The organism is Myxococcales bacterium, assembly GCA_022184915.1.
In the GTDB taxonomy this organism is placed as follows: Bacteria; Myxococcota_A; Polyangia; order Fen-1088; family Fen-1088; genus JAGTJU01.
Window position 1 is genome coordinate 1,766,573 of the sequence record JAGTJU010000001.1, and the last position, 23,215, is coordinate 1,789,787.

Sequence of the window (23,215 nt, forward strand, 5' to 3'; positions counted from 1 at the left end):
CGGCACGTTGGGCACTCGGCTTGCCGTGTGCCGATACATTGTGAAGCCGGGCGCTTTCGTTTAGCTTCCCGCCATGGCCTCCTCCCGGCTCGTCGTCTCCCTCGTCGTCTCTTGTGTTGCCGGCAGTCTGCTCGGCATCGCCGCCTGTCGCCGCCAAGGCCCCGCGTCCACGGCCCCCGCGACCACAGCTGCCACCGTCGCCCCGCCTTCGAAAGGAGGGCTGCGCCTGACGGGACGAGCGCTCGTGGCCGTGCCTCGCGACGATCACAAGGTCTTCCTCTCGTGGCGTTTTTTGCCGGGCGACGAGGAGAACACCCCCTTCGTCGTCTGGCGTTCGGGTGCAGACGCACAACCTGAGCGTGTGGGGGAGGTCACCACGTCCACGACGTTCTCGGACGATCCCGGCCGCGGCCGCTTTGCCTATTGGGTGGTCCCGGCCTCCGGTTCTCTGTCCGGGCAGACGTCGAACGTGGCCAACGTGCTCACGAGCGCAAAAGGCCGGGATTGGGTCGAGGTCCTTCCCGCCGCACGGGGACGGAAGCTTCAAGTCTCCGATCGCCACTTTGCGGACACGGACGGTGACGGCGAGCTCGAATTCGTCACGTACTCACCCCAGGTGCCCTCGTACAGAGGGGCCGCGATGCCCACCACCTTCAAGCTTCAGCTGCTCGACTTGTTCGAGGGCCTGGCCCCGCGGTGGGAGTACGACACCGGCATGGGCATGCAAACAGAGCCCTTTGCCGCAGGTGACAAGCGTATGGACTGGGACTACGAATGGACCTTCAAGCCGGTCGCCTGGGACATCGATGGCGACCACAAGGCGGAGATCATCACCTTGGTCAAACGCGAAGGACGATATCAGTACGCCGTGTTGGCCGATCGGGGCGACCACGCCGAAGCGCTCGGCTTTTTGGAGTCTCCCATCCCCGTGGGGCAGGACCGCAACAACAACCGCCACTTTCCCTTCTTCGCCGATCTCGGAGGCGCGCACTACAGCTTCCTTCTGCAGACGGGTACGTACCAAGAGTTCGAGATCTGGGCGTACGACTGGAACGGTCACGGCTTCGACCTGCGCTGGCACGTCGACTCGAAAGTCCCCAGCTTTTCCGGGAATCGGTCTTGCTCTCACACGGTCTTGGTCATGGACATCGACGGCGACGGCCGGGACGAGATCAGCAACGGCGCCACGATGCTGGACGACGACGGCAGCGTGCTTTGGCAAACCAACGAGTTCTTCGGACAGAATACGCACATCGATGGCCAAGTGATTGATGACATCGATCCCCGTCGTCCCGGGCTCGAGATCATGCTGCACGAAGAGCAGGGGTGGAACCCGGACAACGCCATGGGCGATCGCTGGGGCCTCTTCGATCTGCGTACGGGCCAGGCGTTGTGGACCAAAAGAGCGCCCGGAACTCACCTTCAGCTCAACGTGGCCTTCTCGATGAGGGAGCGTGGCCTCGACATCGTGGGTACCTACGGCGGGCACCGCCCCCAGGGCGGCTTCGCGGCTCTGTGGGACGGCACCGACATTCCTTACCCCCTCGACGCCTTCCCTCACAGCGGCGACCGCATGTGGAGCATGGACTGGCTGGGCAATGGCTCGAAGCAGCTGCAGTTCAACTTCACCAAGATTGTGGGGCCGGGGGCCAAGGTGCTCTACGAGGTGGATCTCTCCGACGCCCCCGAAGGCGAGGTGGTCTCGTGGACCCCCGACCACCTGAATCATTTCTGGTTCAACGTGGATCTCGTCGGCGATCACCGCGAAGACATTCCGGTTCAGATGCGGGACGGCAGCATCCGCGTGTACCTCAACACGGCCCCTCTTGGGGCCCGGTCACCCACGAAGTGGGCCTCCCACAGCTACCAAATGATGCAAGCGCCCGGCGACTACCGGTACTTCATCGCGGCGCATTAGAAGCCCCTGACATTTGACAGGTTATGGAGGCGCCTCCGTGATCTGTTGTGAACTTCGGTTACGGGTTGTGAGTATGCTCGGGAGGGTGACCAGCATTTGTGAAATGTTGCGTCACGAATCGCCTGGGCCTCAGCCTCAAGGCGCACCCCTCGAGCCGTTTCATGAAGTTCAGACCAATCGACACGTGGGTATATCGGGCCCTTCGCGGCCTTCGTGCGAGCCTTAGCGCTGGTTATCTGGGGGCGAGCTTGTCGCTCGCTCTGGCGGCCTGCTCAGGCACCGTGACTCCAGATGCGTCGCCTGACGAAGAGCCCATGGGGGACGGGATGGGGGGCAGCGGAGGCTCTCCGGCAGGTCCTCCCGTGGGTGAGACGTCCGACGACAGCCTTCTGCCTGCGGTGTCCGCCAGCGGCTTGAAGTGTGACACCCCCAAGGTGGGAGCCAGTTTTTCCCGTCGCCTCACGAATCCCGAGTACGACCGCACGTTGAGGGATCTGTTTCCCGGCTTCGACCTCGGCACCCCCTCGCGCGAGCTGACGTTCCCTGCGGACGCCTTCAAAGGGAACTTCAGCAACGACGCCTCCGAGCAAGAGATCATCCAGAACCTGGCAAAGGCGTACTACGGGGCTGCCGAGTCCGTCGCGGCCAAGGTCACCGCGGATCCCGACAAGCTCATGGGCTGTAGCTTCGGCGCCAATGGCAACGACGCGTGCCTCGAGAGCTTCCTCGACAGCTTCGGCACGCGCGCGTTCCGGCGCCCTCTCACGAGCGACGAATCATCGCGTCTGCTGGCGCTCTACGAGAAGAACAGGCCAGACCTGGGCGCCCCGCTGGCGTTGGCCAGCGTGATCGAACGCATCTTGATCTCTCCTCAGTTCCTGTACCGGCTGGAAAGCTCGGGAGGAGCGGCTGCCAAGGCCTCCAAGCTCGACGATTGGGAGCTGGCCTCTCGCGTTTCGTACCTCGTCACCGGCAGCATGCCCGACGAAGCGCTCTTTGCTGACGCCCAGGAAGGCCGCTTGGCCACCGACAAGGCGCGGGTGCGGACCCACGTCGTGCGCTTGCTGGGTTCCGATCAGGCCAAGGACATGGTGCGCACCTTCTTCAGAGAGTGGCTGACGCTCGATCGTCTCTACTCCGTGACCCGTCCCGAGGATCACTACCCCACGGTCTACGAGGGTATGCAAAGCGACATGATGGAAGAGGTTCTCAGGTTCGTCGAGGCGACCGTTCTCTCCGACAGCCCTCTATCCTTCGAGGAACTCTTCACGGGCCGGCATACCTTCGTGAACGCCCGTCTTGCGCAACACTACGGGCTCACCGCAAGCGGCGAGGCCTTCTCGCGCATCGACGACGCCGGCCGGGGTGCGGGCGTGCTGTCGAAGGGCGCCATACTCACGGCCAGCGGCACAGAAGAGGAGACCAAGGCCATCTTCCGTGGCAAATGGATGCGACTTCAGGTCCTGTGTGGCGAGCTTCCGCCTCCGCCAGACGTGATTCCCCCCTTTCCCGAGCTCGACGAGTCCAAGACGTCGCGTGAGCTTCTGGCCTTGCACAACAGCTCGCAAGCCTGTTCGGGCTGCCATCGCCTGATGGACCCGCTGGGGTTTCCCTTCGATCACTTCGACTTGGTCGGCCAGTACAAGGAGACCGAGCATGGCCTTGCCATCGACACCTCGGGTGAGATCACCGTGGCGGGCGATGCCAACGGCCCGTTCGACGATCTCGCGGGACTCGGCGAGCGCCTCGCCAAGAGCCGCTGGGTCAAGGAATGTCTCACGCGCGAGCTGTTCCGATACTCCGCAGGCCGTGTGGAGACACCCGAAGACGCGTGCGCCCTGCGCGCGATGAAAGACGCCATAGGCGGCGCGGGATCTCTGCGAGAGGCCTTGCTTGCCTACGTGGAGTCCGACGCGTTCTTCCACCGAACGGGAAACTAGTCCCAGCCGCAAGAGGTTCCTGCCGTGCTGATCAAAACCAAACTGACTGGCCCCGAAGCCAAGGCCTTGTCCCGACGCCACTTCCTTCACGGAGCCGGCTTCACCATTGCCCTGCCGCTCTTCGCATCGCTTGTGCCGCGGCGGGTGGACGCCGCTGCAGCGGCTCCTTGCCGCTTCATCATCTGGTGGTTCCCCGATGGCAGCATCGAGGACAAGTTCAACGGAAACGACAAGCAGGGCGGCCTGGACCCTGACTCCACGGCGGCCGCAAAGTGGTTTCCCACCGGCAGCGAGACCAACTTCACGATGGCCAAGCTGTCGAAGCCGCTCGAAGAGGTCAAGAGCGACCTGGTCATGCTCCAGGGCATCAATCACCGGCAGTGGGGGAACGGCGCCAATTGCCCGCACGTGGCGGGCCCTCGCTTCAGCCTCACCAGCGACGGACCTGATTCGATCGACCAGGCGATCGGCAAGCGCATGAAGACGCGTTTCCGCACGCTCGAGCTGGGCATTGGGTCCTGGATCGACGGCCAGGAAGCGAGCAACGCCGGCCGCATCCACCGCAAAGACGGCCAGTGGATCGCGCCCCAGATCGACCCCAACAAGGTGTTCGCCGACTTGTTCGCAGGCGGCGCCGGCGGTTCACCGGGAAACGCGGAGGATCTGGCGCGCCTTCAGAAGAAGCGCAAGAGCGTGCTCGACAGCGCGGTGGAAGAGATCAACAGCTTGTCGGGCAAGCTGTCCAAGGGCGACAAAGATCACCTCGCGTTTTACGCCACGTCGATTCGCGACGCGGAGACCTCGCTCGTCGCCTTGAACGAAGGCGTCAAGGAAGAGTTGGCCGACACCTGCAAGACGCCGGGCTTCGCCAACGATCTACCTGGCATCGTGGGCGCCGAGAAGACGGGCGGTTCTGCGCCTCAGTTCCCCAAGATCGCCGAGCTGCAGATGAAGCTGACGAAGCTCGCGTTTCAGTGCGACCTCACCCGCGTGGTGACGCTGTTCTTCGAGAAAGGGCGTAGCGGACAGGTCTACAGCCAGTTCCTCGACCTGCCCAAAAAGAACCTGGGCACGCACGACTACGCCCACACCTGGTGGCGGGAAAAGGCGCGCGAGACCTCGTGGGAGATGGTGCACCTGTGGCGGGCCGAGCTATTGCGGCAGTTCGTCAAGGACTTGAAGGCGACCCCGGACTTCGACGGCAAAACGCTTTACGATAACCTCATCCTGGTCAAGACCTCGGAGATCTCCACGGGCGTGCACGGCTGGAAGGACATCCCCATGCTGGTGGCGGGGCGGGGGGCCGGAAAGATCAGGACCGGCCGCTACCTGCGCTCCGGGGGGGCAAAGTCGTCGCAGGTGTGGATGAGCGTCGTCAAGGCGATGGGCGTGAGCGAGATCAAGAGCTTTCCCGAGGCCTCGTCGCCGCATAGCAGCAGTGAGGGCCTGGCGGGCCTGGTCGACTAGGTCGGCGCCGGGGCCGTGCGCCTCGCGCCGGGGGGGCGCGCAGCGTGGTTTTGTCTGATAAAAACGCAGCCGTTCATGTCTGCCAATCCGCACGCCCCGCAAGACGTTTCCCAGGTGGTCTCCCAGGTGCGACGGCCGCGTCGCGCCGTGGTCACCGCCGGCATGCCTTATGCGAATGGCCCCCTGCACCTCGGCCATTTGGCAGGCGCCCATCTGCCGGCGGACATTTACGCCCGTTGGATGGGGCTTGTGATCGGGAGGGACAACGTTCTTTTCGTCTGCGGCACGGACGAGCACGGCTCCACCAGCGAGATTGCGGCCGCCCAGGCCGGCCTGCCCGTACGCGCGTTTCTCGATGGCATCCACGACCGCCAGGCGGCCACGCTCGAGCGCTTCCACATTGGCCTCGACGTGTACTCGGGCACCTCACGACCAGAATGTTTCCCCGTACACGCGGCTCTGTCACAGGACTTCCTGCGCCGTCTGCACGCCAACGGCCTGCTGGAGAAGCGAAGCACCAAGCAGTGGTACGACCCCGACATGAAGCGGTTCCTGCCCGATCGTTACGTGCGCGGGCAGTGTCCCAATCCGAAGTGTGGCAACCCAGACGCCTACAGCGACGAGTGTGATCGCTGCGGGCATCAGCACGAGCCCACGGACCTCATCAACCCTCGCAGCACCCTCTCGGCCGCCACGCCCGAAATGAGGGACACGGTACATTGGTTTCTCGACATGTCGGCGGTGTCCGAGACCCTGCGCACCTGGATTCAGAGCAAACAAAAAGCCTGGCGCCCGGCCGTCGTGGCGGACGTCTTGGACAAAGTTTTGCCGGCCCTGCGCTTCGAGGGCGTGCTCGAGGACCAGTACAAGGGCCTCAAGGCAAGCTTGCCGAAGCACAAGGCCAAGTACGCTCCCGGCAAGCAGGTGGTGCTGCAATTCGGAGACAAGGCGTCGCTCGAGACGGCTCGGGCTACCTTGACGGCGAACGGCATTCCAAGCGAGATCGCTGACGAATGGGGTCACCGCTCGATCACGCGGGACATCTCCTGGGGCATCCCCGTTCCTGCCGACGTGGATCCGGCGCTCGAGGGAAAAACGCTTTATGTGTGGCCCGATTCGCTCATCGCGCCGATCTCGTTTTGCCAGGTGGCCCTCGAAAAGCAGGGTCGAGATCCCGCGCTCTACGCCGAGTTTTGGCGAGATCCCGAGGCGCGGGTCATTCAGTTTCTCGGTCAGGATAACGTCTTCTTTTACGTCCTCATGCAAGGGGCCATGTGGCTGGGCACACAGGCCGATCCTCACCGACTTCCCTTGCCGGGTGAGCTTCAGTTGACCGACGTCTTTGGCTGTTACCACTTGCTGGTGAGCGGCGAGAAGATGAGCAAGAGCCGCGGCAACTTCTACACGGGTGACCAGCTCATCGAAGACAAAGGCTACGAAGCCGATCAGATCCGCTACTACTTGGCGCTCTTGGGACTGCCCGAAAAGCAATCCGACTTCGACTTCAACAAATTGGACGAGCGGAATCGCTTTTTGGCGGGGCCCATGAACGCCGCTTTCGAGCGGCCCCTCTCGGCCGCGCACTCCAAGTTCGGTGGACGCGTCCCTGAGGGGGTCCTGCTCGACAAGGTCAAGGCCGATACCGTTCGCATCGTGCAGCGTTACGTCAAGTCCATGGACCGTGCCGACTACCCGAACTTGCTCTTCGAGATCGAAAACTACGCGCGCACGATCAACAGCCTGTTTACGCAATACAAGCCGCACGATGATCGCCATCCGGAAGAGGGCCGTCGTAACGGTCTGTACTCCGCGTTCTATGTTCTCAAGAACCTCATGATCATGCTGTACCCCTTCGTGCCGGCCACGATGGACCGCCTGCGCGAAAGCTTGCGCCTGCCCCCGTCCGTTTTTCGGCTCGACGAGCTGGGAACACCCCTGCCGGCCGGCCATGAGCTTGGGCCCAAGCAGCCCTACTTCCCCGGTCAGGGCGAGCTCGCGGCCGACGAGCCCGGCTGACCATCGGGCAGGTTCCCGTTGGCGAACCCAAGGCCGCGCGCGGCCCTGCGGCGCCGACGGGCCCAAGAGTTCTCTCTTGGGCTTGACGCGAGCGACATCGTGGTTAGGGATCGCCCCAACCACGATGACCACGGAAAAGCACGAATTTCAGGCAGAGACGAAGCGGCTGCTGGATCTCATGATCCACTCCCTCTACTCGAACAAGGAGATCTTCCTCCGCGAGCTGATCTCGAACGCCTCCGATGCGCTTGACAAGTTGCGCTACCAGGCGCTGACGGACACCTCGCTCGCGGCCGAAGACCAACACATCCGCCTGACGGTGGACAAAGCCGCACGGACGCTCACGGTCTCTGACAACGGGATCGGCATGACGCGGGCGGAAATGATCCAGAACCTGGGAACGATCGCGCGCTCGGGCACCAAGGAGTTTCTGGAGTCCCTGACGAAGTCAGACGCCGCTTCGCGTCCAGAGCTCATCGGCCAGTTCGGCGTCGGCTTCTACGCAAGTTTCCTCGTGGCAGACAAGGTGGAGGTGGTCTCCCGGCGGGCGGGCAGTGAGGAGGCCTTCCTGTGGAGCTCGGGCGGCGACGGCACCTTCACGCTGGGTGAAGCGACACGTGCCGAGCAGGGCACCAGCGTCACGTTGCACCTCAAGCCCGAAAACGACGACGAGGGCGTCGCGGACCTGACCCAGCCCTGGCAGGTCGAGCGCATCGTGCGCAAGTACTCGGACTTCGTGGCGTACCCCATCCGTATGCGGGAGGACCGGCCCCTCGTGGCTTCGGCGGATGCAAAACCCGAAGACACCGCGCCGCCCGAAGATCGCGTGATCAACTCGATGAAGGCGATCTGGATGCGCGCCAAGTCAGAGGTGAGCGACGACGAGTACAACCAATTTTACAAGCACATCTCTCACGATTGGAGCGATCCCGTGGCCCGGGTGGCCTTCAGCATCGAGGGAAACTTCGAGGCCAAGGGCCTGCTCTTCATTCCTGGCAAAGCTCCCTTTGATCTCTTCCGCTCGGACATGAAGCGGAAGGGCGTGCATCTTTACATCAAGCGGGTCTTCATCAAGGACGACTGCGAAGAGCTGGTGCCGCACTACTTGCGGTTCATCAAGGGGGTCGTCGACGCGGAAGATCTGCCTCTCAACGTCTCGCGTGAGATCCTGCAACAGAACGGTCAGGTGCGGGTGATCCGCAAGCAGATCGTCAAGAAGGTTCTCGAGCAGCTGGGAGCGCTCGCGAGCAACGAGCGTGAGACGTACGAAGAGCTGTGGGCCGAGTTCGGTGCGGTGTTGAAAGAAGGTCTGCTTTACAGCCCGGACAAGAACGAAAAAGTCCTCGACCTCGTTTTGGCGCCATCCACGCAGGGCGAAAAGCTCACCACGCTTGCCGAGTACGTGGGGCGCATGAAGGAAGGCCAAAAGCAGATCTACTTCCTTACGAACGCGTCGCTCGAGCTGGCCCGCCAGTCGCCGCATCTCGAGGCCTTCAAGGCAAGGGGCCTCGAGGTTCTGTTCTTCACCGACCACGTCGATGCGCTGTGGCTCTCCCAGAACGAGACCTTTCAGGAACACCGCTTGGTGGCCATCGATGGAGCGGACGTCGAGCTGCCGATCGCTTCGGGAAGCGCCGAAAGCGAGAACGAGGCCCCTGCGGCCGACCCAGAGATCGATGCGTTGCTGGTGACGCTGCGGGTGAGCCTTCAGGAAGAGGTCAAGGACGTGCGCTCTTCGTCCCGCCTTACGGATTCGCCCGCGTGCCTCATCACCGACAAGGGGGACATGACGCCGCAAATGGAGAAGCTGCTCAGGGTGAGCGGCCAGCCGGTGCCGAAGACCAAACGCGTGCTGGAGCTGAACCCCAAGCACCCCGCGGTGCAAAAGCTCGCGAAGCTGGCAAGCGCGAACAAGGATGATCCTCGGGTCAGCAGCAACGCGCAGCTGCTCTACGGGCAAGCCCTGCTCTCGGAAGGAGGGCAACTGTCAAACCCTGCAGCCTTCGCGAAGCTCGTGGCTGATCTCATGGTGGCGGCTTGACTTAGACGAGGGGCGTGGCGGCATGCTGTCCGCTTCGGCGTTCAGCTCCGGGAGAGAGCTTGATCGCCGGCGGCCGCGCGACACGGGCCCATGCGAGCCCCAAGGCGCCGAGGACGAGCACGCCGAGCGCGAGCGCGCCCGTCACGGCGTCGGGGGCAAGGAGCGGGCGCCCCCGCAGCGCCTGCACGAAGGTGGTCAACACCAGGCCGGCATACGCGAGCCCCAGCACGGCCACACGTCGCCCCGCTTGGTGGTTGGCTCGGTCGCCCGTAGGCCTTCGTCGCGCGCTCATCCAGCCCAAGAGGGGCAAAAGCTGGAGAGCGTGGAGCCCCAAAAAGTGGGCGACCCGCAAGTCGCCTCCCTCCGTGCTCCAGCGAGTCACGGGAAGTCCGGGACCGCCGTCGGCCACGCCCACGGTATGCCCGCCGATCAATGTGGGCTGATGCGCCCCCAGGGCCGCCGCTTGCTGGGCGCTGACCTGTGAGGGCATCGCAAACGCGAGACCCGCGCCCAGCGTGGATACGAGCAATCCCATGCGAAGGCCCCAGCCAAGGGCCCGCTCTGCAAACGGGAAGCGGAACGCCTTCCACGTCAGCCAGCCCTGTGCGAGCCAAAACACCGTGATGGCCACGGCCATCGCCTGAAAGACCCGCGCGTCGAAAGGGGTCTCGAAGTTGAAATGGCTCGGCACGCCGCGCGCGGCCTGCAGCACGATGAGGATCAACTCGAGCACGAAGGCCCCGCTCGTGAGGGCGGCCGCCACGCGCATGGCCCGGGTCACGGGGGCAAGCTGTGCCAGGGCCCAAGCCAAGAGGGGCGCCGTCACCACGACACTGGCCGCGAATTTCGCTGGCTTCAGCCAAACGGATGCGCCGCCAAGCTGTCGGGGATCGAGCCACTGCAGGACAGCGGTGACCAGCAGCAGGGCCAACGAGCCGGTGGCCACGTGGACGAGCAGGGCGCTGCCCTGGCGCGCTGTGGCTAAAAAGGCGACCCCGGTGCGAGCCAGCCTGGTGAGTCGGGGGACGTTCGTCATAACTGCAACTTTCGTCGAGAGAATGTTGACAGTGTAATCATCGGATGTTGTCGTCGTCAACATAAATAGTTGTCGCTGTAAACATGCTAAGCCTAGAGGAGCATGGGCATTCGGGTCCCGAAAAAAGCAGCGGACACCTATCAGCACGGCAACTTGCGACACGCGTTGATCCAGGCAGGGCTGCGCCTCTTGTCTGAAGGCGGCGTACACAGCCTCAGCCTGCGGGCGGCGGCTCAGCTGGCGGGCGTCAGCCACGCTGCGCCCTATCGGCATTTCGCCGACAAGGAAGCTTTGGTGGCGGCGATCGCCGAGGAGGGCTTCGTACTCTTTGCGAGCTGCCTGCGGGCGTCCGTGGCCCCGATGGGGGGCGCCTCGGTCATCCCCCGGCTTCAGGCGATGGGGGCGGCATACGTCTCGTTCGCCCAGGAACACCCCGACTACGTGCGCGTGATGTTCGGTGGTGTGGTCGACAAGGCGCGTATGCCCCCGTCGCTCCTGGCGGCCGGGCAGGCGGCATACGGCGTGTTGCGGGAGCTGGTGGAGGAGGGGATCGTTTCAGGAGCGCTGCGTGAGGGAGACGTCGACCAAATGGCCCTCAGCTGCTGGTCGCTCGTACACGGGTTCAGCATGCTTATTGTGGAACGCACCCTGCCTCCGCCCCTTCACGAGGTGGGCCCCGCGGCCAAGACCCTAGAAGCGCTGCTGACGCTGCTCGTGTACGGCATCACGAAGAGGCCAGAGCTGTGAAGGCGTCGACTTCGAAAGCCGAAACGAAAACGGCGCCCCCCGGGTGAGGAGCGCCGCAAGCGGGACGACGAGGCCGTCAGGCCTTGATGCCGTCCAGGGTGCCGTCGAGGTCGAACTTACCGCCGGTGTCCGCCTTGGTCATGCCGATGGTGTTGTCGCTCATGCCGAAGGACTTCATCACCGATGTCAGGAGCTTGCTGTGGGCCGGTCCCAGCTTGGTGGTACCCGTTCCTCCCGGCGAGGGCTGGTCTTCTTTGAACTTCACGTAGCGGCCCAGCTTGAAGCCGTTGAAGTCTCCGCCACCCACCACCACGGCCAAAATGTCGTGGAGGTGATGCGGTCCGTTCGCCAGCTCGCAAAGCCACAAGCAGGTGGTTTGATCGAGCAGCGTTTTGCCACCGTCCACCTGTACCGAATCGAAGCTGCCCACGATTTGCGCGAACTCCTCTGCGAGGGTCGAGTAGTAACGCGTCATCTTCAAAAAACCATCCGGCTTGCCCGGCATGGCGTTGTGGGCAATGTCGAGGTGGATGTCTGTGTGCACGTCGAGGTGGCTGACGGCGGGACCAAAGCCCCCGTTCACGAAGAGCCCGACGCGAGTCATGTCGCAGGCGAAGGCCGCCGTGAACAGCTTGCCGAAGTTCTTCACCAAGGGGCGTGCCACGGGAATGTCGAAGCTCGTTATCACCGCATCCCCGCCACTCCCCGGGTTCATCGCGAAGCTTTGCTGCTGGTAGGAGCAGACGTTCGTGGTCTTGAAGGCGATGCTCCTTTGCAGATCGGTCACCAGGCCCAAGTGCGTCTCGAGCTTTCGCTTGTCCTCGCCCGAAAGGCGGGGAAGCACTTCCTGGTACTCCTTCTCGAGCATGGACAGAGAATTCTGTCGGCGCTTTTTGAGCCAGTTGGTGGTTGCATCGTTCGTAGAGGAGGCAGGGAAGAGCTTATCGTAAGCTCGTGTAATATCCGCTTCACCCTTCAGCTCAGCCTGGCCGCGGAATGCCGGCGACCACCCTCCCGTGGTGTAGTAGAGGCTCTTGATGCGCCCTGGATCGGCTATGGAATCGGCAACCCTTTGGTCGATCGAAGTATCCCCACCGCCGCCTTCTTGCTTGAACCCTCCCGGAATCTTCATCTTCGCGCCTGTAAGCGCGTGAGACGTTCCGACGTTGTGATTGTTCGTGTCTTGGTCCGCCAGTCCGGACGTCATGGCTAGTCCCTCGAGCGCCAACGTCTTCTTCCGGTACGGGAAGAGGGGCTTCAAGATGGTGCTCCACTTCTCTCTTTCGTCCGGCAGGGCGAAGTCATACGCCATCTCGCGATCCGACTTCTGGATACCGTTCCAGCCGCCCGGCCCGTTGGGGCGCATTGTATAGTTTTGCTGAACGGGGCCGTGGGGTGTGTAGTAGACGAACAATCGCTTGGTCCCTGCGGCGGCCAGTGCTTGCTGGCGAGACATCAGGGATGGCAGGAACAACCCTGCGCTCGAAAGGCCCATCATGTGGAGAAGCTGGCGACGGCCGGTAAGAAAATTCGCTGCCATGGTCGTTCTCTTTCTCTTCTTGATTCCGTTGACTGCGATGGGTGCTCACCTGCGCTCAGTAAGCAGGCCGCCAGATAAAGTCGGCGCTCTTGACATACTGAACAAGGCCTTCGCGTAAGTCTCCGCCGGCGTCTTTGACGGCTTTGTCCATCGCTCGTACGCGGCAGACGTCCACGCCTTCCGAATCTGGGTCATCTTGGGAAAGGTTACCCGCCGCGGTTCGCCCGGTGACGTACTCGTAGAACTGGGACACGATGCACTGACGGACCGTCTCGCTCGTAGCGAGCTTCTTCGTGAGGTCGACAGCGTTCTGGAAAGGACCGTCGATATCAGTACCAAACCCGAGCACGCCCGAGGCATCCACCGTCTTGCTGGGGTTGTTGTCGTCCTTCGTAATGTACTGGCCGAAGTCGTTGTAGTTCTCAAACGCGAAGCCGGGCGGGTCGAGCACGGTGTGGCACGAGATGCAGGGTGAGTCCTTGACCCGGAAAATGAACTGTTCCCGGTTCGATCCGCTCTCGGGGAAAGCCCCGCTGCCTTCAGCTTCGGCGGCCCGTTCGAGAGCGTCTGCCGGCGGTGTCCCCAAGGAGCGACAAAAGAGCTTCGACATCATGAACGAGCCGCGGGCGGGAGGGTTGGGCGTACTGAAGTGAGAGTAAGCCCACGGAAAGAACAGCCTCGTGAGAAAGCCTTGGCGGTTCTCCGGCAGGTTGTCGATTGGCTGGTAGTTGGGATCAGTGAAGTCATAGCTGTCGATGGGGGCGCCTGCGGCTGCCTCTTCTTCCTCGTCGTATCGAAGGAGCCGGCCCTCCATGTACATGGCCTTCGAGTACTTGTTCACCCAGCCTTTGCGGGATGTGAAGAAGGTGTTTAGAGACCCATCAGCATCGGCTAGAAAGAACTCCGAGAACCGCTCCGCCTCGTAACGGGCCGAGAGGGCGAGCCCACGCTGAATCGAATGGGGCCGCTCGTTAAGCCTTCGTCCAGGGTAGAGACGGTAACTTTCGCTGAAGATCTTCTCGAAATCGGCCCACTGTCGGAAGAACTCGGTGGCCGTGAACCTGAAGCGCTTGTCGGCAAGCAGGCGCCTTGCCTGTTTTTCGCGTTCCGCGGGGTCGGTCAGCTTGCCTTCGGCGGCGGCCGTCATGAGCTCGGCGTCAGGGCCGGCATGCCAGAACATGTACGAGAGCCGCGCCGCGATCTCGTTTTGCGCCAGCGTAATGGCCTGACCCTGCTTCGTGGATTCGTCGCCCGTCTCCAGTCGGTACAGGAAGGCAGGAGACTGGAGCAACCCCTCGATGAGCAGCCTGGACGCAGCCAAGAAGGCATCGACGCCGGCACCTGCGGATTGGGCCGCGTTGAACTCGTCTTCAAAGAACGTGTAGAGGCGCTGCTTCTCGGCATCGGTGAGTGGCCGCCGGTAGAACTTGGGGCCAAGAGTGTCGACCACCTGCCTGCCACAAGCCACGGTTTTGTCCGTGCACGGCAGAGACTTGGAAAGGTTGGCCGGAAGGGTCACGAGTTCTGCCATGACCACCCCGAGATCCGTGAAGCTTTCCACCTTCGCCGGCGTGGGGTTCAGATTCTCGGCGCGGTTCTCGAAACCGAAGGTGTCAGGATCCGGTACACCGAGCGCGATGAAGTGTGTTTTTGCGGCGGCCGCTCCCTGGGGTGCCCCTGGACGAACAAACTCCACGCGGTGGTTGTCTAGGCGGAAGACGCCGTCCGCGTCGGGTGTGAAGGCGTGAGGGAAAATTTCCCGGGCGCTCGCGGCGAACTCGAGGCGCGTGAGGCGCCGCACGGGGGCCGGGGGCAACGCGCCACAGGCGTCAACCCCTGGCGGGGGCATGACCAACATGCCGCCGCTGCCGCCGCCCGGGTTGGTCCCACCGCCATTGCCGGCGTTTCCGCTCGTCCCGGCGTTGCCGTTCCCGCCGCTTCCGTTGCCACCCCGACCTCCGTTGGTCCCACCGCCGTTGTCGTTGTCGTCTTCGTCGTCCATGTCCATGGACGTTCCAGAACTGGTACACGCGGTCCCGAGCGCCAAGAGTACGGTGAGTGAGGCGGACAACGAGAGCGCGCGGGGCCTACGGGGAACTCGGCTATTCATGAGGGTCTCCGAAGCTGGCGTTGGGAGCGGTGCAAGAACCGACACCGCCCTGCAACATGGGTGTAGCGTGCCGGCCACGTGCGGACAGTTGACACTCGTCGTACAAAACGACAAATCGGTGACGCCGCTCTTGCGCACCGGTCCACGGCTTGCTTTAAACGCGCCCCGCAATTGTGCCCAGGTACGCTGGGCCAGACCGACATCCCCCAGAAATGCAAAAAGCCTCCGGGTTGGCGGTCCTCATCTTGGACCGCTCACCCCGAAGGCTCTTGCTGTGTGGCTTGTCGGGCCGCTTACCAGCGACCGCCGCCGCCACCGCCGCCACGACCGCCGCGGCCACCGCCACCGCCGCCACCACCGCCACCGTAGCCGCCACGGCCACCGCCGCCGCCACCGTAGCCGCCACCACCACCACCACCACCGAAGCCGCGACCACCGCCGCCGCCACCGCCGCCGGTGCGCTCTTGAGCCTCGTTGACCTTCATGGTGCGGCCCTGGAAGTCCCGGCCGTTGAAGTTGTTGATAGCATCGCTGGCTTCCGAATCGCTCGACATCTCGACGAACGCGAAGCCGCGTGGGCGACCGGTCTCACGGTCGGTAACGACCTTGCAATCCACCACGTTGCCAGATTGGCCGAACAGATCGCGCAGATCGTCCTCGTTCACGTCGAACGACAAATTGCCCACGAACAGTCTCTTACCCATGTCTCGTATCCATCTCAGGGATCTCGAAGGTTGTTTCTCGTCTAGTGCTCCGTCGATCCCAAGGACGGCTACCCGACTTTTACTGCCCCCCGCCGCCACCAACTTCAGAGGCCATAGTCTACTCGATCTCCGCCGCTGCGGGAATCTTTAGACGAGGATCTGCCGATCGAATTGCGCGGCTCCGTGCGGAGGCGGCTGTGGCAAGTCTCCGTAATGCCTTGAATTTATTTATGAAAATGCGGAAAAGAGGGCGCCGATGTGCACTCGTTCCCCGGCCGCATCGAGGCGAAAAAAAGGGCTAAAGACCCAGGGTGCGGGCCAGAAATACGTATTCCAGAGCCATCACGTGCGCTGCCTGACGGATGTCGGCGGCGCCGCCGTGGCCGCCTTCGATGTTCTCGAAGTAAAGGGGCGCGTGTCCCAGCGCCTCGAGGCGCGCCACCATTTTGCGGGCGTGAGCCGGGTGCACGCGATCGTCTCGGGTGGAGGTCGTGTAAAGCACGGGCGGGTAGGTCACCGCGCCGGCCGGCCTAAGGTTGTGGAACGGTGAGTAGCGGCTGAGAAAGGCCCAGTCGGCGGGGTCGTCGGGATTGCCGTACTCGCTCATCCACGAGGCTCCGGCGAGCAGCTTGTGAAACCGCCTCATGTCGGCCAGCGGTACGGCGCTCACGACGGCGCCAAACAGGTCCGGCCGCTGGGTGAGCATCACACTGGTGAGCAAGCCCCCATTGCTGCCACCCGTGATGCCCAGCTGCTTGGAGGTGGTGACCTTGCGGGCGACGAGGTCCTCGGCCACCGCGATCATGTCGTCATAAGCGTTTTGCCTTTTTTCACGCATGGCCGCCTCGTGCCACGCGGGACCGTACTCGCCGCCTCCGCGCAAGTTTGCCAGCACGAAGACCCCACCGCGCTCGAGCCACGCGGCCCCCACGGTGGCGTTGTAGCCGGGCAGCCGGGAGATCTCGAAGCCCCCATAGGCGCTGATGAGGGTGGGGGCCGGCCCCTCGGCCTTGGCCTTCGCCACCTGGAAATAGGGCACCTTCGTGCCGTCCCGTGAGGTGGCGAAGTGTTGGGTGGCCACGAGACCCGTGGCATCGAAGCGCGCGGGCAGGCGCTTGAGGACTTCGCGCTCGTCCTGGCTCACCGGCCACAGCGAGAGCGAGGAGGGTGTGAGAAAGTCGCTGTGGCCAAGCCAGGCCTCGTCGCTGTCGTGGGGCGCGACCGGCGAAACGGAGAGCGACCCGGGCACGTCAGCCTTCAACGTCCGCCCCTCGAACGTGCCGGCAGGTCCCTTCGAAAACACGGTCACGGCGGTTTTGACGTCGACCAGCGTGGTGACGATGATGTGGGTCTTCGTGCCTGTCCAATCGTCGAGGGAGGCGTTGGCGGTCGGGGTGAACAGGGCCTGGAAGGCATGCCGCCCTTCGAGCAAGGCTTCGAGGTCTGCGATGAGGAGCGCGCCTGCCGGGTAGGTGTGGCCGCCCTGCGAGAGGGGGGACCGAGGGCGCAGCAAGGCGTGCCCGTCCCACAGGCCGAAGTCCGCGTCGTCGGGTTTGGGGATCTCGCGCAGGCGGCCGTCTCGCAACAAAAACGACTTCGAACGCTCGAAGTCGATGCGGCGCGTGAAGAGGTCATAAACGCGGTCATGATCGAAGACGCGCCCCCCGCTGGCCGAGACGTCGGAGGCGCTCACGGAGAACACTTCGCGCGCCTCGGAAAGCGGCGTGCCCCGACGCCATTCCTTGATCACCCGTGGGTAACCGGAGGTCGTGAGGCTGCCGGCGCCGAAGTCCGTGCCCACGTAAATCGTATCTTCGTCTTTCCACGACACGCTGGTCTTGGCTTCGGGCACAACGAAGCCTCCAGGTACGAAGGCCTTCGTCGTAAGATCGAACTCTCGCACGACGTCGGCGTCGCCGCCTCCACGCGATAAAGAGATCAAGCACTTCTTGTAGTGAGGGTGAAGTGCCATGGCCCCGCCATACACCCAACTTTCCTTCTCGGCCTCGCCCAGGGCCTGCACGTCGAGCACCGGCTCCCACGCGGGGTCAGCCTTCCTGTACTCGCTCCAGGTGGTGCGCCGCCACAAGCCCCGGGGCCGCGCGGCGTCCACCCAGAAATTGTAGAGCCAGGGGCCCATTTGTTGAACGCCCGGGATTTTGTCCTTTGCGGAGTAGATCGCGAAGAGCTTCTGCGCGAGCGGCGCGAAGGCGGGGTCTTGCGAGAGCACGCCCTCCGAGGCGGCGTTGTGGGCCCGCGCCCATGCGAGAGCGCGTTCGCTTTCGATCTCTTCGAGCCACGCGTAGGTTTCGTCCGAATGGGGATCCAACATCGAAGCTGAGTTTACGGCCTGCGCGGCCACCGGGCCCGCACCTTTGTCCGATCCCGTGAGCTTGCAGCCCTGGGTGAGCGTGGTGGCAAGGATGAGGGTCAGGGGAAGCGCCGGGGGGCGCAGGCCCCCGCGAAGGGGCGCGGGGGGAGGCCGGAAGAACATGCTCACGATCCTAGTCGGCCACTGGAGGCGGGCAAGGCGGAGCGTCTGGTGCGCGGAGGCGCAGGCCGAAGAGATCAGTCCCTGCGGAAGATCGTGGGCATCTCTTGGGGGAACGGTTCGTCCTGCACGTCACCGTGACCGAACACACCCGTGTAGATCTCGCACCGCGCGGGCGTCGTGGCGTCGTCGCAGCTTTCGTGCTGCGCGCGAATTTTTTCGAGAGGGACCATGGTGTTCGGGGCCGGGCGCAGGGCCCGCGACGCCATCGCGTGCGGGATGCCCAGCACGGGTTCTTCGTTGGCATGACAGAGGCCGCAGGTGGTCACGTTGCCGAAGGGCAGGCGTTCGAAGGGCGAGGCGTCGGTGAGCGGCTGGTGTATGGGGAACTCGATCTCCGCCTTGATGGATCGGTCCGCGGCCGTGAGCTGACCGAGCTCGAGAAAAGGGCTACCGGAGCCGTCTGGCACGACGGAGAGCCACATGTCCCGGGTGAGCAAAAACAAACGCGGGTTCGCGGGGCCGTCGGCAGGCTGGGCGCTGATGCGGCTCAGGGTGCCGTTCAGACGCAGGGGCCGCGCGAGCGATTCGAGGAAGCAGGGGAGGGTCAGCGCCTGTCCTTCCTGCTGCGCCAAAAGGGCGTTGATGAGCGTGACCGTACCCGCGATCGTGGCGGGGTTGTCGTCCACACCCTCGGGGGCTCTGCAGCGCGAGGGGGGAGGCGCCTCGGGGGCAGGGGGCGATTCGGGTGTGGGGGGCAGTGGCTCTTCGGGGGGTAGGGGCTCGGGCTCTGCCGTCTCACCGCATCCCGAGAGGGCCCCGGGGCCGAAGCCGATGAGCGCAAAGGCGACGAAAAGCGATGGAATGCGCGCGGAAGAACGGAACATGATCGACCTCCGGGTCATGCAGCGCGGGGTGTTGCCCCCGATGTCGGCAGAATAGCATCAAATGTGTATCTGGAATACCTGTTATGCGTTTTCGCCGAGCGCAAACACCCCTTGCCCCGTGATCCAGGAGAGCGCCAGTGTTCGAAAAGTCCATCCGAACGCCTGCGCGGCGTCTGTGAACGCCCGGTACTCGTCCTGGCGCCACGAGGCGTTGCCGATGAGCTCGTCAAAAACCAGCACGCATCCCGTGGTCAGGTGGGGCCCAAGGTGGTGCAAGACCGTCCGCGCGCTCTCGTAGAGATCGGCGTCGATGTGCACGAGGCGGGGCGGTTCCGGCAGCCGCGCCGCGAAGGGGGGCAGGGTGTCCTCGAAGCTGCCGACGTGAAGACGAACATTCGCGGGCACGTCCGGAAGTTCACCGTCGGTGCTGAAAGCGCCAGGGCCGTGGCCCTGCCAGCCTTGCGGAAGGCCCCAAAACGAATCGAAGGCGTGGACCGTGACGTTTTCGTCTTCGGCCAGGATGCGGGTGGATATCCCGTGGCGCACGCCGAACTCGAGGAGGGGGCCCGGCAGGTCGGTCTGTCCCAGTGCAAAGGTGAACGTGTCGCGCTTGGTGGCGAAATGTCGAGGCCGCTCCGTGCGCTCTTCGAGCGCGAACATGAGCGCGTCCACGAGGCCTTCGGCCACGAGTCCCGGGGGGCCGAGCGCGTCCTGCATGGCTGCGCGTTGCCCCTCACGCCCCAGGGCCCCCGCCAGAAAAAAGCGTGCGAGGGCGTAATGCGGATCCAGGTCCACGGCCCGGTGCGCGGCCTCGATCGCGGGGCCGAGGGCACGATCGTCGAAGAGCACGCGGTGGCGCTCGAGCTGCACCGAGGCGTTGGTGGGATCGACAGCGCTTGCCTGCGCGAGCAGATCGAGCGCCGCGCGCTTGTGGCCTTGCTCGGCGAGGAGGCGGGCGAGGGCGAGGGGGGCGCCCAGGCTGCCCGGATCGAGGTCAAACGCCGTGGCAAGCGCCGTGCGGGCTTCACCGAGGGCGCCGAGGGAGGCGAACCCGATGCCCGCGTCCCGGTGCACCCGGGGGTCCTGCGGCGCCAGGGCGAGCGCGCGGGCGAAGGCCAAGCGGGCCTCGCGGGCGCGGCCGAGGCGCACGAGGGCGGTGGCCAGATTCATGTGGCTGTCGAGGCAGGTGGGGTTCCGGGCCAGCCGTTCCCGGTAACGCGCAACAGCCTCGGCGACGCGGCCTTTGCGGTGGGCGCGCAGCGCCTCGGCGAGATCGAGCGGCGTGTCGTGGGGGGGTGCGTAGCGCGTCGGGCGCTTTTTGGGGCCACCGGCCTTGGTTCGTCGAGCGGTCAACGGGGATGCAAACGTACCACCAGAACACGAGAGCGGGTGCCCGCGAGGGGCAGCTTTCACATGCCGCGCGTTGTCCGTAGGGGACAGGTCACGATTCTTCAAGACGACGGGGTGGGGCGGCGCCACACTGAAACCCGAACATGACAAGGAGCTTGCGATGAAGGTTCACGAAGTGTTTCCCTACCTCCGCGTGCGCAGAGCTGCGGAGGCCATATCGTTTTATGAGCGCGCGTTCGACGCGAAGGAAAAGTTTCGCCTGGTCGAGCCATCGGGGCGGGTAGGCCACGCAGAGCTGGACCTCGGAGGCACCACGTTGATGCTTTCCGAGGAGTATCCCGAGTTGAATCTGCGGGGGCCGGAGTCGCTCGGCGGTACGAGTTTTTCGATTCATCTGCACGTGGACGACGCCGATGCGGTCATTGCACGTGCGGTGGCCGCAGGGGCCACTTTGGTGCGCGCGGCGCAAGACCACTTTTACGGTGAGCGTTCTGGCACCGTTCGTGATCCCTTCGGCCACGAGTGGATGCTGGGACACAGCCTCGAGGAGCTCGCACCCGAAGAGATGCAGCGGCGGTATACGCAGCTGATGGAGGGGTAGCTCGTCTGAGGCGCTGGTTTCGCGTGATAGCTGTGGGCTATCACATGCATAAAATCATTCGATTTGCCGCATGGCCGCCCCCGGGCTTAGGGTTTTCTCATTCCCAACCTCTTCCGCCTCGACGCCGGTGGGGGATTCCAACGCAGGAGAAAGCCCATGTCGACCCCATCCAAGTGTCCGTTTCACCAGTCCGCCGGGGGCGGAACGTCCAACCGCGACTGGTGGCCTCATCAGCTGCGCCTCGAGGTGCTCGCCCAGCACTCGTCCAAGTCGAACCCCCTGGGCGACGGATTCGATTACGCGGCCGCGTTCGCCAGCCTCGACTTCGCGGCGCTCAAAAAAGATCTTGCCGCCGTGATGACCGACTCGCAGGACTTTTGGCCCGCGGATTTCGGCCATTACGGGCCGCTCTTCGTGCGCATGGCCTGGCACAGCGCCGGCACGTACCGCACCTTCGACGGGCGGGGCGGTGGGGGGCGCGGTCAGCAGCGCTTCGCCCCGCTCGGCAGCTGGCCGGACAACGGCAACCTCGACAAAGCGCGCCGGTTGCTGTGGCCGATCAAGCAGAAATACGGCCAAAAGATCTCGTGGGCGGATCTCATGATCCTGGCTGGCAACGTGGCGCTCGAGACCATGGGCTTTCAGACCTTTGGCTTTGGCGGCGGCCGTCCCGACGTGTGGGAGCCTGATCAAGACGTGTACTGGGGCTCCGAAAAGGCGTGGCTCGAGGACAACCGCCACACTGACGATCGCAACCTCGAAAGCCCCCTGGCCGCCGTGCAGATGGGCCTCATCTACGTGAACCCCGAAGGCCCGAACGGCACGCCCGATCCCGTGGCGGCCGCGCGAGACATTCGCGAGACCTTCGCGCGCATGGCCATGAATGACGAGGAGACCGTGGCGCTCATCGCCGGTGGGCACACCTTTGGCAAGACGCATGGCGCGGGTGATGCCGGGCACGTGGGCCCCGCCCCTGAGGCGGCAGGCCTCGAGGAGCAGGGCTTGGGCTGGAAGAGCAGCTTTGGCACGGGCAAAGCGGGAGATGCCATCACGAGTGGGCTCGAGGTCACCTGGACGCAAACGCCCACGAAGTGGAGCAACCACTTCTTCGAGAACCTCTTTTCTTACGAGTGGGAACTCTCGAAGAGCCCCGCCGGCGCGCACCAGTGGGTGGCGAAGGGTGCCGAGTCCTCGATTCCCGATGCGCATGATCCGAGCAAAAAGCGCGTGCCCACCATGCTCACCACCGATCTGGCGCTGCGTTTCGATCCCGCGTACGAAGTCATCTCGCGGCGTTTCCTCGCACACCCCGGCGCGTTCGCGGATGCGTTCGCGCGGGCGTGGTTCAAGCTGACCCACAGGGACATGGGGCCCCGCGCCCGTTACCTTGGGCCCGAGGTGCCAGCGGAAGAGCTGTTGTGGCAAGACCCCCTTCCGGCGGTCGACCACCCGCTTCCGGACGCGGCCGACGTGGCGGCGCTCAAGGCCAAGCTGCTTGGTTCGGGGCTGTCAGTCGCGCAGCTCGTGCGGACCGCCTGGGCTTCAGCCTCGACGTTCCGCGGTTCGGACAAGCGCGGGGGGGCCAATGGTGCGCGGCTTCGGCTTGCGCCGCAGCGGGATTGGGAAGCCAACGAGCCCGAGGGGCTGCGTTCAGTGCTGGAGGTGCTGGGCGGCATCCAGCAGGCGTGGAACGCTGCGCAGACCGATGGCAAAAAGGTCTCGCTGGCCGATCTCATCGTGCTGGGCGGCTGCGCCGCCGTGGAAGAGGCGGCGAGGCACGCCGGTGTGCACGTCACCGTGCCATTTTCGCCGGGGCGTGCGGATGCCTCGCAAGAGCAAACCGACGTTGAGGCCATGGCCGTGCTCGCGCCCGTGGCCGACGGGTTTCGGAACTACAGCGATGGCAAGCACACCGCGCCCGCCGAGGCTCTGCTGGTGGACAAAGCCCAGCTCTTGAACCTCACGGCGCCCGAAATGACGGTGCTGGTGGGTGGCCTGCGCGTGCTGGGGGCCAACGTGGGGGGGCTCCCGCACGGTGTGTTCACGGACAGGCCCGGCGTTCTGTCCCAAGACTTCTTCGTGAATTTGCTCGACATGGGGGTCGTGTGGTCGGCGCGATCGGCAGCGCAGGACGTGTTCGAGGGCCGCGACCGGAAGACGGGGGCGCTCAGGTGGACCGCGAGCCGCGTTGACCTGGTGTTTGGCTCGAACGCGCAGCTGCGGGCCATCGCGGAGGTCTACGCCAGCGACGACTCCCAGGAGCGGTTCGTGCGCGACTTCGTTGCGGCCTTCGACAAGGTGATGAACCTCGACCGATTCGGCGGCGTCACGGTCGTAGGCGTTCCTGCGACGCACGACTGAGCTGAC

At 64.3% G+C, this 23,215-nt stretch carries 15 protein-coding genes; 8 read left to right on the forward strand and 7 right to left on the reverse strand.

Annotation, left to right across the window (positions count from 1 at the left end; genetic code table 11):
• Nucleotides 1-73: 73 nt before the first annotated feature.
• From KA712_07320 to htpG, 5 genes are all read left to right on the forward strand, one after another.
• Complete coding sequence (locus KA712_07320; protein MCG5052755.1) at nucleotides 74-1,918, forward strand: hypothetical protein; 1,845 nt, start codon at nucleotides 74-76, stop codon at nucleotides 1,916-1,918.
• Nucleotides 1,919-2,199: 281 nt separating this feature from the next.
• A complete protein-coding gene (locus KA712_07325) occupies nucleotides 2,200-3,858 on the forward strand; it encodes a DUF1592 domain-containing protein (GenBank protein MCG5052756.1) in 1,659 nt (552 codons plus the stop codon).
• A 24-nt stretch (nucleotides 3,859-3,882) separates the two neighbouring features.
• Nucleotides 3,883-5,325: a DUF1552 domain-containing protein gene (locus KA712_07330; GenBank protein MCG5052757.1), complete on the forward strand. Its 1,443-nt coding sequence runs from the start codon at nucleotides 3,883-3,885 to the stop codon at nucleotides 5,323-5,325.
• A gap of 75 nt (nucleotides 5,326-5,400) precedes the next feature.
• Nucleotides 5,401-7,341: a class I tRNA ligase family protein gene (locus KA712_07335; protein MCG5052758.1), complete on the forward strand. Its 1,941-nt coding sequence runs from the start codon at nucleotides 5,401-5,403 to the stop codon at nucleotides 7,339-7,341.
• 124 nt (nucleotides 7,342-7,465) lie between these two features.
• Entirely contained in the window at nucleotides 7,466-9,382 is a 1,917-nt protein-coding gene (htpG, locus tag KA712_07340; protein MCG5052759.1) for a molecular chaperone HtpG, read from the forward strand.
• A 1-nt stretch (nucleotide 9,383) separates the two neighbouring features.
• On the opposite strand, the gene KA712_07345 is transcribed toward htpG, so the two are convergent.
• Nucleotides 9,384-10,418, reverse strand: coding sequence for a hypothetical protein (locus KA712_07345; protein ID MCG5052760.1), 1,035 nt, complete (start codon nucleotides 10,416-10,418; stop codon nucleotides 9,384-9,386).
• 102 nt (nucleotides 10,419-10,520) lie between these two features.
• Here KA712_07345 and KA712_07350 point away from each other — a divergent pair, with 102 nt between their 5' ends.
• Nucleotides 10,521-11,165: a TetR/AcrR family transcriptional regulator gene (locus KA712_07350; protein ID MCG5052761.1), complete on the forward strand. Its 645-nt coding sequence runs from the start codon at nucleotides 10,521-10,523 to the stop codon at nucleotides 11,163-11,165.
• 76 nt (nucleotides 11,166-11,241) lie between these two features.
• Here the strand turns inward: KA712_07350 and KA712_07355 are convergent, their stop codons facing one another.
• From KA712_07355 to KA712_07380, 6 genes are all read right to left on the reverse strand, one after another.
• On the reverse strand, nucleotides 11,242-12,705 hold the full coding sequence (locus KA712_07355; protein ID MCG5052762.1) for a DUF1552 domain-containing protein: 1,464 nt from the start codon (nucleotides 12,703-12,705) through the stop codon (nucleotides 11,242-11,244).
• Between the two features lie 55 nt (nucleotides 12,706-12,760).
• Nucleotides 12,761-14,815 carry a DUF1592 domain-containing protein gene (locus KA712_07360; GenBank protein MCG5052763.1) on the reverse strand — a complete coding sequence of 685 codons (2,055 nt, stop codon included), beginning with the start codon at nucleotides 14,813-14,815 and terminating at the stop codon, nucleotides 12,761-12,763.
• Between the two features lie 293 nt (nucleotides 14,816-15,108).
• Nucleotides 15,109-15,519, reverse strand: coding sequence for an RNA-binding protein (locus KA712_07365; GenBank protein MCG5052764.1), 411 nt, complete (start codon nucleotides 15,517-15,519; stop codon nucleotides 15,109-15,111).
• Nucleotides 15,520-15,817: 298 nt separating this feature from the next.
• Complete coding sequence (locus KA712_07370; protein ID MCG5052765.1) at nucleotides 15,818-18,013, reverse strand: prolyl oligopeptidase family serine peptidase; 2,196 nt, start codon at nucleotides 18,011-18,013, stop codon at nucleotides 15,818-15,820.
• A gap of 74 nt (nucleotides 18,014-18,087) precedes the next feature.
• A complete protein-coding gene (locus KA712_07375) occupies nucleotides 18,088-18,897 on the reverse strand; it encodes a hypothetical protein (protein MCG5052766.1) in 810 nt (269 codons plus the stop codon).
• A gap of 81 nt (nucleotides 18,898-18,978) precedes the next feature.
• Nucleotides 18,979-20,250 (reverse strand): tetratricopeptide repeat protein, encoded by a 1,272-nt coding sequence (locus KA712_07380; protein ID MCG5052767.1) that lies wholly within the window; start codon nucleotides 20,248-20,250, stop codon nucleotides 18,979-18,981.
• A 157-nt stretch (nucleotides 20,251-20,407) separates the two neighbouring features.
• Between KA712_07380 and KA712_07385 the strand changes: the two genes are divergently transcribed.
• Together KA712_07385 and katG are read left to right on the forward strand one after the other, a co-directional pair.
• Nucleotides 20,408-20,848, forward strand: coding sequence for a VOC family protein (locus KA712_07385; GenBank protein ID MCG5052768.1), 441 nt, complete (start codon nucleotides 20,408-20,410; stop codon nucleotides 20,846-20,848).
• 156 nt (nucleotides 20,849-21,004) lie between these two features.
• Nucleotides 21,005-23,209 carry a catalase/peroxidase HPI gene (gene katG / locus KA712_07390; protein ID MCG5052769.1) on the forward strand — a complete coding sequence of 735 codons (2,205 nt, stop codon included), beginning with the start codon at nucleotides 21,005-21,007 and terminating at the stop codon, nucleotides 23,207-23,209.
• Nucleotides 23,210-23,215 lie beyond the last annotated feature (6 nt).

What these genes read in the sequence shown, in the direction of transcription:
- KA712_07320 (MCG5052755.1), top strand. Translation starts at nt 74, where the DNA reads ATGGCCTCCTCCCGGCTCGTCGTCTCCCTCGTCGTCTCTTGTGTTGCC.
- KA712_07335 (MCG5052758.1), top strand. Translation starts at nt 5,401, where the DNA reads ATGTCTGCCAATCCGCACGCCCCGCAAGACGTTTCCCAGGTGGTCTCC.
- htpG (MCG5052759.1), top strand. Translation starts at nt 7,466, where the DNA reads ATGACCACGGAAAAGCACGAATTTCAGGCAGAGACGAAGCGGCTGCTG.
- KA712_07345 (MCG5052760.1), bottom strand. Translation starts at nt 10,418, where the DNA reads ATGACGAACGTCCCCCGACTCACCAGGCTGGCTCGCACCGGGGTCGCC.
- KA712_07350 (MCG5052761.1), top strand. Translation starts at nt 10,521, where the DNA reads ATGGGCATTCGGGTCCCGAAAAAAGCAGCGGACACCTATCAGCACGGC.
- KA712_07355 (MCG5052762.1), bottom strand. Translation starts at nt 12,705, where the DNA reads ATGGCAGCGAATTTTCTTACCGGCCGTCGCCAGCTTCTCCACATGATG.
- KA712_07360 (MCG5052763.1), bottom strand. Translation starts at nt 14,815, where the DNA reads ATGAATAGCCGAGTTCCCCGTAGGCCCCGCGCGCTCTCGTTGTCCGCC.
- KA712_07365 (MCG5052764.1), bottom strand. Translation starts at nt 15,519, where the DNA reads ATGGGTAAGAGACTGTTCGTGGGCAATTTGTCGTTCGACGTGAACGAG.
- KA712_07370 (MCG5052765.1), bottom strand. Translation starts at nt 18,013, where the DNA reads ATGTTCTTCCGGCCTCCCCCCGCGCCCCTTCGCGGGGGCCTGCGCCCC.
- KA712_07375 (MCG5052766.1), bottom strand. Translation starts at nt 18,897, where the DNA reads ATGTTCCGTTCTTCCGCGCGCATTCCATCGCTTTTCGTCGCCTTTGCG.
- KA712_07385 (MCG5052768.1), top strand. Translation starts at nt 20,408, where the DNA reads ATGAAGGTTCACGAAGTGTTTCCCTACCTCCGCGTGCGCAGAGCTGCG.
- katG (MCG5052769.1), top strand. Translation starts at nt 21,005, where the DNA reads ATGTCGACCCCATCCAAGTGTCCGTTTCACCAGTCCGCCGGGGGCGGA.